Raw genomic sequence first — 14,982 nt, 5'->3', positions numbered from 1 at the left:
ACCTTGTTTATTTTTATAGGTTCACTGCGGCTTATTTATATTGATACTGCACAACAGTGGTATACATTCCCTCCCCTGCATAGGTTTGAAAGCTCACAGTTCGCCCAAAATAGGCCTCTAGACGCTGCTTCACATTTTCAATGGCAATACCATGTCCTTGTCGTTTATGAATTGTTTCCTTTGTAAATGGGTTAGTTATGACGATATTAACTTGATTTTGCAATATTTCAATCAGTACACTTATCGTACTCTTAGTTAAAAATTTTTCAACACCATGAAAAATACTATTTTCAAGTAAAGGTTGTAAAGTTAAGAGTGGAATTTGTACCTGCTTACACAATTCGGCATGCTCGATTTTCCATTCAACCTGTAAACGATCCCCCAAACGAATTTGCTCAATCGCCAAATAACGTTGACACAACTCAATTTCATCACTGAGCTTGACCAGTTTTAACTCTTGGAAACTGGCTCTAAACAGACGCGATAGATTGAGCAACATCTGTTCGGCTTTATCTGGGTCAATCGCAATTAGGCAAATCACATTGTTTAAACTATTAAACAAAAAATGCGGGTGAATACGGGCTTGCATGGCCTGCACCCGTGCATTCAGCTCACTATTTTGCTGCCTAAACCACTGTTCTCTTAGGTACAAATAACGAAAGCTAAAACTTCCCAACAGCAAACCATAACCCAAATGCAAAGCCACATCATTCCATAAGATGGCTGAAGTCAAACCATTGAAACTAAAATTAGCTCCAAAGAAGATCAGTATATTAAGGCTCAGCGTGGTCATCAACACAATGATCTGCAATAGAAAAAAGCCTGACAATAAAGTCATACCCAGACTCAAATCTTGCAACTTTTTTTGTCCATATTGCATTAGCGCAGCAAAAGACAGTAAAACCCAATTAATGTACAGCATATAGGCTAGTACATGCTCAAATACTAAAGCCGACCAAGACTGCGCTTCAGCCAAAGCCAACAGCATAGCCAACAAATTTCCACCAACAAATAATTCCAACAAATGCGGCCATTGCACGATTTTACTAAATAAATAAGAGATATTTGGCTTAGCCATGCTGGAAGTTAAACTTTGCGCATCTTGAACTTCGGCAAGTTGTCTTGAATTTGTTATACTCATGCGAGTTCTACCGCTTTTTATCTTATTGAGCCGACATGACCACATCTTCTAATTCCTCAAATCCGTCACAAGCCCAAACTTCGGGTATGTGGGGCGGTCGTTTCTCTGAAGCTACTGATGCCTTTGTTGCTGAATTTACAGCATCTGTACAATTTGACCAACGCTTTTATAAACAAGATATTGCAGGTTCTATTGCTCATGCGACCATGCTTGCAAAAGTTGGCGTTCTGACTGAACAAGAACGCGATGACATCATCAATGGCTTAAACACCATTCAAGCTGAAATCGAAGCGGGTCAGTTCGAATGGCGTATTGACCTAGAAGATGTGCACATGAACATTGAGTCGCGTTTGACTCAACGGATTGGCATCACAGGTAAAAAGCTCCACACAGGTCGTAGCCGTAATGACCAAGTGGCAACCGATATTCGCCTCTATGTCCGCGATGAAATCGATGCCATTTTAGAATTACTAAAAAAATTACAAAAAGGTATTTTGAGTATTGCTGCTCAAAACACGCATACCATTATGCCAGGCTTCACCCACTTACAAACAGCACAGCCTGTGACTTTTGGTCACCACCTACTAGCATGGTTTGAAATGTTAGTGCGTGACTCTGAGCGTCTCATTGACTGCCGTAAACGTACTAACCGTATGCCTTTAGGTTCAGCAGCACTTGCGGGTACCACTTACCCAATCGACCGCGCATTTACAGCAGAGTTACTGGGTTTTGAAGCCGTTTCTGAAAACTCACTCGATGCAGTATCTGATCGCGACTTCGGTATTGAATTCAATGCTGCGGCGTCTCTGATCATGATGCACTTATCACGCATGTCAGAAGAACTGATTCTTTGGACGTCTGCACAGTTTAAGTTTGTAAACATTCCAGACCGTTTCTGTACTGGCTCTTCAATCATGCCACAAAAGAAAAATCCAGATGTTCCAGAGTTAGTGCGCGGTAAAACAGGTCGTGTCTATGGCGACTTGATGAGCTTATTAACACTCATGAAAGGTCAACCGTTGGCGTATAACAAAGACAACCAAGAAGACAAAGAACCTTTGTTTGATGCGATTGATACCGTGCGTGGCTCGCTCATGGCTTTTGCAGACATGATTCCTGCTTTGGTGCCAAACATTTACATCATGCGTGAAGCAGCGCTGCGTGGTTTCTCAACGGCAACTGACTTGGCTGATTACCTTGTAAAAAATGGCGTGGCTTTCCGTGATGCACATGAAATTGTGGGTAAAGCCGTTGCTTTAGGTGTACAAGAGTCAAAAGATCTTTCTGAATTGACTCTTGAACAACTTCAACAGTTCTCTGACTTAATTCAAGCGGATGTGTTTGAAAAGGCACTGACCCTTGAAGCGTCAGTCAATGCACGTAACCATATTGGTGGAACTGCACCTGCGCAAGTCGAAGCTGCAATTGAACGTGCCCATGCGCGTTTAGAAAAACTTTATGCTCAATAAGGACGTCTAGATATGACTCGACAAGTTTTTTGCCGTAAATATCAAACAGAAATGGAAGGTTTAGACTTTGCACCTTTCCCTGGCGCAAAAGGCCAAGAACTTTTTGAAAGCATCTCCAAGCAAGCTTGGGGAGAATGGTTAAAGCACCAAACCACTTTAATCAATGAAAAACGCCTAAATGTGTTTGAACCTGATGCGAAAAAGTTTCTTGAAGAACAACGTGAGAAGTTCTTTAACAATGATGAAAGCTTAGAAAAAGCAGAAGGCTTAAAGCCTGAGGCGTGATAAAGCGTTGCACATTTGAAAAGCCCCAACATCGGGGCTTTTCTTTTTATTCATACAATGTTCTATCTAAGCACAGGGATGACCAACCCCCAAATAGATGACATATTGATGACCCAATTACGCTATAAAGCCGTTATTTGTATCTAAATAATTAAGTGTAAACATAGCGCTACACAACCATTGCAAAACTCAACATTACACTACAAGAACCTACATGACGCAGAAAAACATCTTTCCTATAATGGCATTCAAGGATAGAGGGAAACCTCTTATCTATAACGATAAATATCCCCGATTTTAGTCTCAGATTTCCCCCAAAGTCTGAGATTTTTTTTATCTAAAAATTAAGCAACCATTAAAAAGCACAACCGAAGTTGTGCTTGAAAAATAAGATTCACTTTTTTTTATTTTTGGATATGTTTTTCAACTTCTTCAAAACTGGTATGACGCACATCCAAACCTTTCACCATGTAAATCACTTGCTCAGAGATATTACGCGCATGATCGCCAATCCGCTCTAATGAACGTAATACCCACATCACATTAATCACACGGGCAATATGACGCGGGTCTTCAATCATATAAGTCATCAAAGTACGCGTTGCAGATTGATATTCACGGTCAATATCGGCATCGGCCATCATCACACGTAGCGCTTGTTCTGCATCTAAACGTGCAAAAGCGTCTAGGGCATCATGAATCATGACACGAACTTGGTTGCCAATATGACGCGTTTCCATATAACCGCGAGGAGATTCACCGTCTTCACATAAGCTTTGCGCAATACGAGCAATTTTCGCTGCTTCATCACCAATACGCTCTAGGTCGGTATTGGCTTTCGACATCGCAATCACCATACGCAAATCAATCGCAGCAGGATGACGACGCGCCAAAATCAACGTCAAAGCTTCATCAATTTCACGTTCGAGCTGATTCACCGCATTGTCTTTAAACTGAACATCGACCGCTAAGTTGGCATCGGTGTCGAGTAGCGCATGAATTGCATTTGCCACTTGTTGCTCTACCAAACCACCCATGGTCATAAATTTGGTGTTCACATCCTGCAAATCTTCATTGAACTGCGAAGAAATGTGATGGTTTAAAACAGGACTATTTGGCAAAGGACGTACTCCACAGCAACATCATGAGGGACTAAAGATTGAGCGATATTAAAGCATAGCAATTGTGAAGATTTGATGACAAGACCCTTTTATAAGCGTGCTTTGTCCACCAACCATGCATTCATTTCTTGAATATCTTGTTCAGTCAACTTACCCACAGATGCCTTTAAATGCAAGACATTGATTAGGTAGTCATACTTGGCATTGACATAGTCTTGCTTGGCCGAAAAGGCATTGCGCTGTGCCAGTAAAACATCGACCATGGCTTTTAAGCCTTCTTGATACTGCTCTTGTGAGGCACGAGAGACGAGGCTGGATGATTCCATGGCAGCTTTACGTGCTTGCAACTTGGCTTGGTCTGTTTCCACTTGCAAATAAGACTTTTTCACCTCGGTATTGGCTTTACGGATAGCGGCATCCAGTTCAGCTTCAGACTTTTTGACGTTGACGGCGGCTTTTTGAATCGACTTCTTGGTTCGCCCCCCCGTATAGACATTCCAATTCATCTCAATACCAATCTGATCAAAGTTACCTTTGGCCGACATAATATTCTCAGGAGTCTGCTCACTATAACCATAGCTTCCTACGGCTTCAATTTGCGGATACAACGCAGCTTGTTCAACCCGTTTTTGATCTTCAGCATAGCGCTGTTGCAAGCGTGCCTGCTGAATGCCTAGGTTCTGTGCGAGAGCTAAATTAGTCCATGCTGAAAGTTCTGCAGGATAAGGCTTTTGAAACTGAAAGTCTTCACGTAGCACTGCCAAGTTTTCTTGATAAGGCCCAATAATTTGCGCCAGTTGTTCCTGCGCCAAGACCAGTTGTACATGCGTCGCAATGCGGTTAGCCTGTGCGCTTTGGTATTGAGCATTAGCTTCACTCACATCACTTTTTGCCACCAAACCTTCTCTGAGTTTGGCATTCATCATATTCAGTTGTTCAAGTAAGGCTTGTTCTTCTTGTAAATTGGCTGCGGTTAAACTTTGTTGGCGCAGTACATTAAAATAGGCTTCCGTCACGTCTAAAATGTGTTGCTGCCGCTGTAGCTGTAAATTGACTTCACTTAAACTGAGGGAGGTCTTGACTTGTTTCAATCCTTCCCACGCATCCCAACGAAAAAGGGGTTGGCGCGCCGTAATCGCCACTTGTTTGGTGGTGGTCGTATCAGGCATGGAAAGAACAGAACTCACCTGCCCAATGGGTTGATTTTTTCGAGTCACATTCCCAGACAGACTAATGGTAGGTAGTAAATTGCCTTGTGCAATGCCTAAATTGAGTTGATCGGCCTCATATTGGAGTAAATTGGCTTGCCAGTTGGGATCATTGACTTTGGCGCGTTGTAAAGCGTCGACCAAATCCAAGGCATGACTCCACGGCGCGAAAAACAACACACAGCTAGCTAGGACACATTTAATCTTCATTGTTTTTGGTCCACCTTTCCGCCTCACTGGCCTCGTTCTGAGCAACGCTATACTAAAACGAGTTGTCATTTTTTTCGTATATTTTTTATTGCACTGGTTACAATAGCGCGCACTAATCTGTTCATTATGAAGTAAATATTAAATAGTGTCACAGCCCGTTCAACAAACTCATTCACAATACTACACATTAAAAATTCCATTCCCCCTATAAAATGAGGCATGGAGAAAAGGAGTTTCTCTATTGTGTTGTCGCTGAACTGAGTTTTTTGATCGAGTCGCTGTGAATCATTCTTCTTTATTTTCGCTTAAACCTTACGCACTTATTTTCATGTGCGCGTTGCTGGCTGCCTGTCAGAAACCTGAACCTGTGAGCTTTCAAGAGCCTGCACAAATAGAAGCGTCTTCGACTCAAACCTTGGACTTAACCGACTTGTGCCAAAAAATTGACAAAAACATGTCGGAAATAGATGCACAACGTACGACTTTTGCTTTAGAGCAAATCAATCAAGATCTTAAGCTGTGTTTACCTTTACTCGGCTTTCAACAACAAAAGCATTTATTGGGTTTATCCAATAAAATGTACCATGACTTTTTGGCGGTTGAACGTACACCGCAACAGCAGCGCGCTTTTGAAAGTTATGCCCTAGAAATGGCTCAGCATCCGACCATTCAACAAAGTCTTTTTGAGCAACTGACCATTCGTGACCAATACCTCATCAAACATCAAGGACAGTCTTATGTCGAATTGTTTGATGCAGGCGAAGGACAAGTGCATTACCGCCGTAGCCCTGAGTATTTAGCCAAAATTTTTGCGCCATATCTCCCTGTCGCGGAGCAAGAGTTTATTGAACATCTGGCAACACAGAATCAATACCCTGCCGTGATTGGAAGTCAGGTCAAAATTGATGCCAAAGAAATTGCAGATCGTGCGCTGTATTGGGAAAGCTACTTACAGCAATATCCAAAAAGTAGCTATCACCAAGATGCACGTCATCTGTTGAATCTATACAGCACCCTCTTGTTTATCGGACTGGATACTCAACGCGTTTACGACGGCTATACCGTACAAAGCAATTATTTGGAAGAAATTGAGTGCCTTGCCGCATTAAAAAATTCAATAGTGACGGATCAAGCGCGCTTATTTTTAAAGTTTGTGGCGCTCAGCCCTGAACAAAGAGCGGCTCAAATCATCTTGCCTGCTTCCGCTCATGTGCAGCACCTCGGTGCAGATCAACTATTACAAAGACAATTGGCGCACTTTATTCAACTGCGTATGGTCCAACCCGATCAAGGCAAAGACTGCTTAAGCGATGCCATTTGCTTAGAACGTTGAACAGATCTCCTTTCACACTTTGAATAAAAAGGTCGCTGTTTTTAACAACAGTGCATGTTAAGATGATGCATCGCTTGACGGAGCGCGAGTAATTGCTCGCTGAGATCAGCTAAGACTTTTCAATAAAGTTTTGAAGCTGAGTACCGTTGAACCTGATCAGGTTAAGACCTGCGTAGGAATCAAGCCATCTAAAAACTGAACGCCTTTCATTGAACTATTTCCAGTAGAAATACATCCGTTGCATTTGTATCACCAAATCAACAACACACAGAAATAGCTTCAATTGCCATCGTTTTTGGTCGTGCTTGATTCGTTGATGTCATTCATAAGGATCATTGCAATGAACCATTTAACGAATCTTTCCGCTGAAATTTCAGCACAACATGAACAAGATGCCAAAGATCTCACCCGTATCTTGCCTGCCTCTAAAAAAGTTTATATCCAAGGTTCGCGCCCAGACATTCAAGTCCCCATGCGTGAGATTGAACTGACCGAAACCCCAACAGGCTTAGGCGGTGAGTACAATCCACCAGTGATGGTGTATGACACCTCGGGCGTGTATACCGATACCAATGTCAGTATTGATCTGAACAAAGGTCTACCAAATGTCCGTGAAAGCTGGATTGAAGAGCGCAACGATACCGAAATGTTAGATAGCCTCAGTTCAAGCTTTGGCCAAGAGCGTTTACGGGATATTCGTACCGCTAATATCCGCTTTGCGCATATTCAAAAACCACGTCGTGCCAAAGCAGGCCATAATGTCACGCAGATGTATTATGCCAAACAAGGCATTATTACTCCTGAAATGGAATACATCGCTATTCGTGAAAATCAGCGTCAACGTGAAGGGGTCGATGCACGTCAACACGCGGGGCAAAACTTTGGTGCGCATAACCTGATGGAAATCACGCCTGAATTTGTGCGCAAAGAAGTGGCTGAAGGGCGTGCGATTATCCCTGCCAATATTAACCACCCTGAAATTGAACCCATGATCATTGGCCGAAACTTCTTGGTAAAAATCAATGCCAATATTGGTAACTCGGCTCTCGGCTCTTCAATCGATGAAGAAGTCGCAAAAATGACGTGGGCAACTCGTTGGGGTGCAGACACTATCATGGACCTCTCCACAGGGAAGAACATCCATGAAACCCGCGAATGGATTATCCGTAACTCACCTGTTCCGATTGGTACCGTACCTATCTATCAAGCTTTAGAAAAAGTAGATGGGGTGGCGGAAGACCTGACATGGGAAATCTTCAAAGACACGCTGATCGAACAAGCTGAGCAAGGCGTAGACTATTTCACCATTCATGCGGGTGTCTTATTACGTTATGTACCGATGACAGCAAATCGTCTCACTGGTATCGTCTCTCGTGGCGGCTCAATCATGGCGCAGTGGTGTTTGGCCCATCATCAAGAAAACTTCCTCTATACACATTTCGATGAAATCTGCGAAATCATGAAAGCCTATGACGTGTCATTCAGTCTCGGTGATGGTCTACGTCCAGGGTGTATCCAAGATGCCAATGACGAAGCACAGTTCTCTGAATTACGCACTTTAGGCGAGCTGACCCATCGCGCATGGAAACATGATGTGCAAGTAATGATTGAAGGTCCGGGGCATGTGCCAATGCATATGATCAAAGAAAATATGGATCTACAGCTTGAAGTCTGTCAAGAAGCACCCTTCTACACTTTAGGGCCATTGACCACCGATATTGCCCCAGGTTATGACCATATTACTTCTGCGATTGGTGCGGCGATGATTGGTTGGTATGGGACTGCCATGTTGTGCTATGTCACGCCTAAAGAACACTTGGGCTTGCCGAACAAAAAAGACGTCAAAGATGGCATCATCACCTATAAAATTGCAGCACATGCAGCAGATTTGGCCAAAGGTCATCCGGGTGCGCAAGTCCGTGATAATGCTCTATCTAAAGCGCGTTTTGAATTCCGCTGGGAAGATCAGTTCAATCTCAGTCTTGACCCAGACACGGCGCGTAGCATGCATGATGAAACCATGCCGAAGGAGGCGCACAAATCTGCGCACTTCTGTTCGATGTGCGGTCCCAAGTTTTGCTCGATGAAAATCACCCAAAACGTGCGTGATTATGCACAAAACCAGCAAAACGCTACACTGAATAAAATTCAGCAAGAAGAGGTCGAAACTGGTCTCGATAGCATGAAAAAACAATTCCATGCAAGCGGACAAAACTTGTACCAAAAAGTGTAAGTTGATAAAAAACCTTTTGTAATCATGTGATTCTCAGTTAGGATGAAATGATAAATTTCATCCTGATTGCGCTTTATGAACATAATTAAGCAAGCTACATATCACCGTGAAGATGTCCAAATTGTAGACAGAACCTTTGTTTTTCAGGGTTTTATTCAAGTAGAAAAAGTAAATTTACGTCATCGCCTGTTTAATCAAACTGAGTATACCTCTGTGATTTCACGTGAGCTCATTCAGCGCCCTGAAGCTGCTGGTGTCTTGATTTATGATGATGCACAACAAAAATTTGCCTTGATTGAACAATTTCGTATTGGTGCTATGGATGACCAAGATTCAGCTTGGCAATTAGAGATTATTGCAGGAGTACTCGATGGTGATGAATCACCAGAAAGCTGTATTCGCCGTGAAGCATTAGAAGAATCGGGCTGTCAGATTGAACACTTACAGCATCTGTTTAGCTTTTATCCTTCAGCAGGTGCCTGTGCGGAACTGTTTCATCTGTATAGTGCTGCGGCCGATTTACCCGAACAAGGTGGTGTATTTGGTATGCCCGATGAAGGTGAAAATATTTTATTACACCTGATTGATTATGCGCAGATCGATACATTACTTTCCAATGGTCGGCTCAGAAATGCGCCTGTCATAATGGCCTTGCAATGGCTACAACAACAGATTAAAACGACAAGGAATGTCTAAGGGGTCAGGCATGACTTTAAATAATGAGAAAAATTGGACCATTATCCAAATTTCAGATACGCACTTGATGGATCAAGATCATCTGGAATTTGTCCGTATGAATCCAGAGCAAAGCTTTCATCATGTGATGCAACATATTGTTGAGCGTCACCCACAGCTGAATGCCATCGTCCATACGGGTGACTTGGCACAAGTACCTGTGCCTCGAACCTATCAACGCTATTTAGACTTTATGCAGAGTTTAAAGACACCGTTTTATCAGGTTCCGGGCAATCATGACAATGTCGAACACTTCCCTTTTCATCAACAGCAAAACAAAGTTCATGTGATTCACTTCGGTCCTTGGAGCGTGGTTTTACTCAATAGTGCGGTCAAAGGTAAAATCGATGGCTGGGTCGATGAAGCACAATTGAAGCAACTGGAACAAATCCTACAAGAATTTGCCCAGCAACACATTGTGATTGCCTGTCATCATCATCCTTTTGAAATGCAGTCAAAATGGATTGATCAACATAAACTCAAGAACACCCAAGACCTCACTGCGGTTCTTGCGAAATACCACAATGTCAAAATTGTGCTGTCGGGACATGTCCATCAAGAATCATGGCGTGAATGGCATGGTATTCAGTTTTACTCGACGCCGTCTACCAGTGTCCAATTTAAGCCTTTAAGCGATCATTTCGCCTTAGATGAGCAGGCACCAGGTTATCGTATTTTACAATTAAACGCAGACGGTAGCCATGAAACCCACGTAGAACGTGTCTTACACGCACAGCAAAAAATAAATGTTGAAATTTCAGGTTATTAACTTTTCATTTTTATCGTTTTCAATTACCTTAGTTGCTCTTACGAAAAAGTGATCAATTTAATCCAAACATCAAAGACTATCAAAATACTTAAAAAGTCTATATGATGACGACCCCCGAGGGTTAATCTCCTCGAGGGTGGATAAAAACACTTGCATATCACCATATTTTTTGCGTATTAAAGATACGTATATGATGAGGATTGCCCTAAATGGCGAATGACAACCAAAATACTGTCTTAGACGAACAAACTGATGTTGTAGATGAAAAATCTACAAAACGTGTGCGCAAAACTAAGCCTAAAGCGACTGACGGTGGTTCTACTGCAAGCTTATTTGGTATTGAACCTTATCAGCCGAAAAAAAATGAAGAATACATGTCTGAAGGTCAGCTTGAGCACTTCCGCCAAATTTTGTTGGCATGGAAAGCAGAGCTGATGTCAGAAGTTGACCGCACACTCAACACCATGCAAGACGAAAACACCGCTTTGCCTGATGTAAATGACCGCGCGACACAAGAAGAAGAGTTTGCAATTGAACTACGTACACGTGACCGTGAACGTAAACTCATCCGCAAAATCGAACAATCAATTGAAGCGATTAAAAACGATGACTATGGTTTCTGTGAAACCTGTGGCATCGAAATTGGTCTGCGCCGTTTAGAGGCCCGTCCAACTGCAACTTTGTGTATTGACTGCAAAACACTGGCAGAAATCAAAGAGAAGCAAAATAACGGTTAACTGTGACTGTTGATAACTCTCCAGCCAAGCATCGCTTGGCTCTTGCGCAGCGGCGAAACGATGTTTCGCTAACTCGCTACTCAGGTCGGTTTGCGCCATCGCCAACCGGCCCTTTGCATTTTGGGTCACTCATCACAGCCGTTGCCAGTTATTGCGAAGCAAAAGCACATCAAGGCACATGGTTGGTTCGTATCGAAGATACCGATATCCCGCGTATTTACCCTGGCAGTGAAAGCCACATCTTACGTTGTATCGAGGCTTTCGGCTTTCAGCCCGATGCGGAGACCATTTTCCAAAAAGATCGTCTCGACCTATATGAAGACGTGATTCAACAACTGCATCAACTCAAACTGGTCTATGCCTGTCAGTGCACCCGCAAAATGCTCGGTTCTAACCACATTTATGCAGGCACCTGCCGTGACCTTGCTCTGCCTTTTGAGCAACAAGCCATTCGCGTCAAAGTGGAAGATGTCGAAATTTGTTTTGATGATGCTCTGCAAGGCAGACACTGTTCACAACTGGCACATGAGCTCGGTGACTTTGTACTGAAACGCCGCGATGGCATTATCAATTATCAATTAGCAGTCGTGGTGGATGACTACCTACAAGGCATCACCCATGTGGTTCGTGGTGCAGATCTATTGGATAATACCGAGCGCCAAATTTATTTAGGTCAGCTCTTAGATTACCCGCGCCTTAGCTATATGCACCTGCCTTTGGCCATGAATGATCAAGGGCAAAAGTTATCTAAACAAAATATGGCACAGGCACTGGATCTTAACCAAGCACCCACACTACTCGCTCAAGCGATACACGCTTTAAATCAACCAGCTGTCGAGCTAGACACCCCTGAACGAATGTTGCAACAAGCCATCGCACAATGGGATGTTTCGCTGATTCCACACCGTACTACCCTGCACGGTACCTATTTATAGCAAAACGATTGCGGCAGAAACTCAATACTATGCATAGCACTCAACGTTCCAATTGAAGCAAATTCAAAAAATTTAGACCATTACAGTCACATTCATCATAAAAGAATGATGGATAGATGTGCTGATGAGAAACACAATTTAGGAAGGACTCAAACGCTATCCGCATAACGAAAAGTGGGTTTCGTCTGCGGATAGCATGATGAAAGAACAACCCGCTTAGAAGCTGGATTCTTCTTTGGTTGGATTGGCACTTTGTGTTGTTGCATCAATTTTCAAAATCAAACTGATCATCACTGCACACATAATCAGTGATGAACCGCCATAACTAATAAAAGGTAGCGTCAAACCTTTGGTTGGCAGCATACCCATATTCATACCTGCGTTTACCAAAATTTGCAGTAAGAAAATAATCGATACCCCATATGCCAAATAACCCGCACGCAGGTACTGATTCTTCAGCGCACGATGACCCACCTTGATACAGCACAGCAACATAGTAAAGGACAGAATCAAGACCGTAGTGATCCCGAAAAAGCCAAACTCTTCGCCTAAAATGGCCAACATGAAGTCGGTATGCGCCTCAGGCAAGTAGGCCATTTTCTGTACACTGTGGCCAAGTCCTACACCAAACCATTCACCACGCCCAAAGGCCATCAAGGCATTGGAAAGCTGGTAACCAGTGCCTAGCGGATCTTCCCAAGGGTTTGAGAAAGACATTAGACGTTCAAAACGGTAAGGCTCAAACACAATCAAAAAGACAAAGGCCGCAAAAATTGCACCAAAAGCCATACCAAACTGAATCAACGGCGCGCCAGCAAGGAAGAAGATACCGAGCATCATCAAACTAATCACCACGGTTGCACCCAAGTCGGGCTCCGCGATAATCAAACCCACCGTCAACAGCATAATAATACCGAGACGGATCAAACCTTTGATGTTATTTCTTACTTCTTCGGCACGGCGTACCACATAGTCCGCTGTGAAAATCGCCATCATCACTTTGGCGACCTCAGAAGCCTGTAACGTAAAGCCCGCAACACGAATCCAGCGGGTCGAACCATTGACCTCCGTACCGACAACCAATACGGCGGCCAGCAGTAAGATGGTCAAAATCCACAGCGGAAAGGTGTTGTTGAACCAAACATTGAGTGGAACTCGGTATACCGCATAGGCCAAAACACCAGCCACCGCGATTGAAATCCCGTGACGAAGGACATAGTGAAATGAATTCTCATGAAGGCGTTCAGCATAAGGCATCGACGCAGATGCGACCATGATCGAACCTAAACACAACAACGCAATGACGCAGAAGATCAACACATTACGTGGTGTCACTTCGCTGGGTACACGCGGCGCCCAACGGCTATAAAACTGGTTAATTTTATTGATCGTTGTCTGAGCAAACTCAGCCATCTCAATTTCCTTATTATTTTTAGTGGAGTTCTTGCACACAAGCGACAAACTGATGTCCGCGCTGTGGGTAACCACTGAACATATCAAAACTTGCACATGCAGGTGACAATAACACGACATCATGGGCTTGGGTATGGGCTTGGCAAAGTGCAACCGCCTGCTCTAAAGTCTCAGCATGCAGTAAGGTGGTTGTTCCTGCCACAGCTTGTTCAATCAACGCCGCATCTTCACCAATCAACACAGCCACTTTCACGTATTTGCTCAAAGCCTCACGTAAAGCGCTAAAATCTTGTCCTTTGCCTTGACCACCTAAAATGATCGCGACTTTACCGCCTTTGGCTTCAATCGCAGCACCTAGGCCATCAATCGCAGCCAGTGTTGCACCTACATTGGTGCCCTTAGAGTCATTATAGTAACGGACACCCTCAACTTCTTTCACAAACTCACAGCGATGCTCTAAGCCTTTAAAGCTTTTCAGCGTTTCCAACATCGACTCAAGCGGAAGATTGATTGCCTCACCCAAAGCCAAGCAGGCCAATGCATTGGCCACATTGTGTGTGCCTTGAATATACATCTCTGCGCTGTTCAATAAACGTGTGCGGCCACGGGCCAACCAGATCGTACCATCGTCATCTCTTAATACACCGTACTGATTCATATCAGGTGCATTTAAACCAAAGCTTTGCATTGGCGTAGCATCAGGTACCAAAGGACGCGTAAGTGAGTCATCACGGTTATGAACGACTTTCTTCACGCCTTGGAAAATGCGATGCTTCGCGGTGTGATAGCCCATCATATCGCCATGACGGTCAAGATGGTCTTCACTCATATTCAGCACCACCGCAACTTCAGCTTGTAAATTTGAGGTGGTTTCTAACTGAAAGCTGGATAGTTCTAGAATGTATAAATCTGGCTCATCTTTGGTTAAATCTAACGCTGGGCGACCAAGATTACCACCTACCGCGACTTTTACACCTGCATGTTCAGCCATCAGACCAATCAAGGTCGTCACGGTACTTTTTGCATTCGACCCAGTAATGGCCATGATCGGCTTGTCGGTTACACGGCGTAGGATTTGAATTTCACTCACCACGGGAATGCCTTTGGCAATCGCGGCTTGAATTTCAGGTAGTTTCGGATCGAGCCCAGGGCTAATAACGATTTCTTCAGCAGACAACAACAGTTCTGCGTCAAACTGACCAAAACTGGTTTGTACCTCTGCTGGAATTTGGTCATGACCGGGCGGGGTCGATCGAGAGTCCGTTACTGCAACGCGGTAGCCTTGGTTATGTAAAAAATTGACCGCTGCAACACCAGAAATGCCGAGCCCTGCAACGACCTTAAGTCCACCACGTTGTATTAACATTTTCGCCCCATGCTTGGTCTGAGATTT

At 43.7% G+C, this 14,982-nt stretch carries 13 protein-coding genes and 1 riboswitch; of the genes, 8 read left to right on the top strand and 5 right to left on the bottom strand.

Features of this window, described 5'->3' with window-relative positions; all coding sequences use genetic code 11:
- Window positions 1-31: 31 nt before the first annotated feature.
- Window positions 32-1,186, bottom strand: a complete 1,155-nt coding sequence (locus GVX98_RS01160; RefSeq protein ID WP_171503298.1) for a sensor histidine kinase — start codon at window positions 1,184-1,186, stop codon at window positions 32-34.
- On the opposite strand from GVX98_RS01160, the gene argH reads away from it, so the two are divergent.
- Window positions 1,177-2,610 carry an argininosuccinate lyase gene (gene argH / locus GVX98_RS01155; protein ID WP_171503297.1) on the top strand — a complete coding sequence of 478 codons (1,434 nt, stop codon included), beginning with the start codon at window positions 1,177-1,179 and terminating at the stop codon, window positions 2,608-2,610. The two genes, GVX98_RS01160 and argH, sit on opposite strands and share 10 nt — an antisense overlap.
- 12 nt (window positions 2,611-2,622) lie before the next feature.
- Window positions 2,623-2,895 carry an oxidative damage protection protein gene (locus GVX98_RS01150; protein WP_004978611.1) on the top strand — a complete coding sequence of 91 codons (273 nt, stop codon included), beginning with the start codon at window positions 2,623-2,625 and terminating at the stop codon, window positions 2,893-2,895.
- 404 nt (window positions 2,896-3,299) lie between these two features.
- Here GVX98_RS01150 and phoU read toward each other — a convergent pair whose 3' ends face one another.
- Window positions 3,300-4,016, bottom strand: a complete 717-nt coding sequence (phoU, locus tag GVX98_RS01145) for a phosphate signaling complex protein PhoU (RefSeq protein WP_004692799.1) — start codon at window positions 4,014-4,016, stop codon at window positions 3,300-3,302.
- Between the two features lie 89 nt (window positions 4,017-4,105).
- Complete coding sequence (locus GVX98_RS01140; RefSeq protein WP_004978609.1) at window positions 4,106-5,434, bottom strand: TolC family outer membrane protein; 1,329 nt, start codon at window positions 5,432-5,434, stop codon at window positions 4,106-4,108.
- Between the two features lie 328 nt (window positions 5,435-5,762).
- Here GVX98_RS01140 and GVX98_RS01135 point away from each other — a divergent pair, with 328 nt between their 5' ends.
- From GVX98_RS01135 to gluQRS, 6 genes are all read left to right on the top strand, one after another.
- Complete coding sequence (locus GVX98_RS01135) at window positions 5,763-6,767, top strand: hypothetical protein (protein WP_159127035.1); 1,005 nt, start codon at window positions 5,763-5,765, stop codon at window positions 6,765-6,767.
- Between the two features lie 68 nt (window positions 6,768-6,835).
- A riboswitch (TPP riboswitch) is annotated at window positions 6,836-6,963 on the top strand.
- Between the two features lie 144 nt (window positions 6,964-7,107).
- Window positions 7,108-9,000, top strand: a complete 1,893-nt coding sequence (thiC, locus tag GVX98_RS01130) for a phosphomethylpyrimidine synthase ThiC (RefSeq protein WP_159127034.1) — start codon at window positions 7,108-7,110, stop codon at window positions 8,998-9,000.
- A 75-nt stretch (window positions 9,001-9,075) separates the two neighbouring features.
- Window positions 9,076-9,696: an NUDIX domain-containing protein gene (locus GVX98_RS01125; protein WP_004978604.1), complete on the top strand. Its 621-nt coding sequence runs from the start codon at window positions 9,076-9,078 to the stop codon at window positions 9,694-9,696.
- 10 nt (window positions 9,697-9,706) lie between these two features.
- Window positions 9,707-10,504: a 3',5'-cyclic-AMP phosphodiesterase gene (gene cpdA, locus GVX98_RS01120; protein ID WP_159127033.1), complete on the top strand. Its 798-nt coding sequence runs from the start codon at window positions 9,707-9,709 to the stop codon at window positions 10,502-10,504.
- Window positions 10,505-10,713: 209 nt separating this feature from the next.
- Window positions 10,714-11,241 carry an RNA polymerase-binding protein DksA gene (dksA, locus tag GVX98_RS01115; RefSeq protein ID WP_004692816.1) on the top strand — a complete coding sequence of 176 codons (528 nt, stop codon included), beginning with the start codon at window positions 10,714-10,716 and terminating at the stop codon, window positions 11,239-11,241.
- A gap of 2 nt (window positions 11,242-11,243) precedes the next feature.
- Complete coding sequence (gene gluQRS, locus GVX98_RS01110; protein ID WP_171503295.1) at window positions 11,244-12,176, top strand: tRNA glutamyl-Q(34) synthetase GluQRS; 933 nt, start codon at window positions 11,244-11,246, stop codon at window positions 12,174-12,176.
- 216 nt (window positions 12,177-12,392) lie between these two features.
- Here the strand turns inward: gluQRS and ftsW are convergent, their stop codons facing one another.
- The gene (gene ftsW / locus GVX98_RS01105) at window positions 12,393-13,589 is read right to left on the bottom strand and encodes a putative lipid II flippase FtsW (protein ID WP_010325707.1); all 1,197 of its coding nucleotides are present in this window, start codon (window positions 13,587-13,589) and stop codon (window positions 12,393-12,395) included.
- Window positions 13,590-13,608: 19 nt separating this feature from the next.
- On the bottom strand, window positions 13,609-14,955 hold the full coding sequence (gene murD / locus GVX98_RS01100; protein WP_159127032.1) for a UDP-N-acetylmuramoyl-L-alanine--D-glutamate ligase: 1,347 nt from the start codon (window positions 14,953-14,955) through the stop codon (window positions 13,609-13,611).
- Window positions 14,956-14,982 lie beyond the last annotated feature (27 nt).

This window comes from Acinetobacter sp. 8I-beige, from assembly GCF_902505955.1.
In the GTDB taxonomy this organism is placed as follows: domain Bacteria; phylum Pseudomonadota; class Gammaproteobacteria; order Pseudomonadales; family Moraxellaceae; genus Acinetobacter; species Acinetobacter johnsonii.
The sequence above is the reverse complement of the archived record's forward strand: the minus strand, read 5'-3'. Positions and strand labels throughout refer to the sequence as shown.

What these genes read in the sequence shown, in the direction of transcription:
- murD (WP_159127032.1), bottom strand. Translation starts at nt 14,955, where the DNA reads ATGTTAATACAACGTGGTGGACTTAAGGTCGTTGCAGGGCTCGGCATT.
- GVX98_RS01160 (WP_171503298.1), bottom strand. Translation starts at nt 1,186, where the DNA reads ATGTGGTCATGTCGGCTCAATAAGATAAAAAGCGGTAGAACTCGCATG.
- GVX98_RS01150 (WP_004978611.1), top strand. Translation starts at nt 2,623, where the DNA reads ATGACTCGACAAGTTTTTTGCCGTAAATATCAAACAGAAATGGAAGGT.
- thiC (WP_159127034.1), top strand. Translation starts at nt 7,108, where the DNA reads ATGAACCATTTAACGAATCTTTCCGCTGAAATTTCAGCACAACATGAA.
- GVX98_RS01135 (WP_159127035.1), top strand. Translation starts at nt 5,763, where the DNA reads ATGTGCGCGTTGCTGGCTGCCTGTCAGAAACCTGAACCTGTGAGCTTT.
- GVX98_RS01125 (WP_004978604.1), top strand. Translation starts at nt 9,076, where the DNA reads ATGAACATAATTAAGCAAGCTACATATCACCGTGAAGATGTCCAAATT.
- cpdA (WP_159127033.1), top strand. Translation starts at nt 9,707, where the DNA reads ATGACTTTAAATAATGAGAAAAATTGGACCATTATCCAAATTTCAGAT.
- argH (WP_171503297.1), top strand. Translation starts at nt 1,177, where the DNA reads ATGACCACATCTTCTAATTCCTCAAATCCGTCACAAGCCCAAACTTCG.
- ftsW (WP_010325707.1), bottom strand. Translation starts at nt 13,589, where the DNA reads ATGGCTGAGTTTGCTCAGACAACGATCAATAAAATTAACCAGTTTTAT.
- dksA (WP_004692816.1), top strand. Translation starts at nt 10,714, where the DNA reads ATGGCGAATGACAACCAAAATACTGTCTTAGACGAACAAACTGATGTT.
- GVX98_RS01140 (WP_004978609.1), bottom strand. Translation starts at nt 5,434, where the DNA reads ATGAAGATTAAATGTGTCCTAGCTAGCTGTGTGTTGTTTTTCGCGCCG.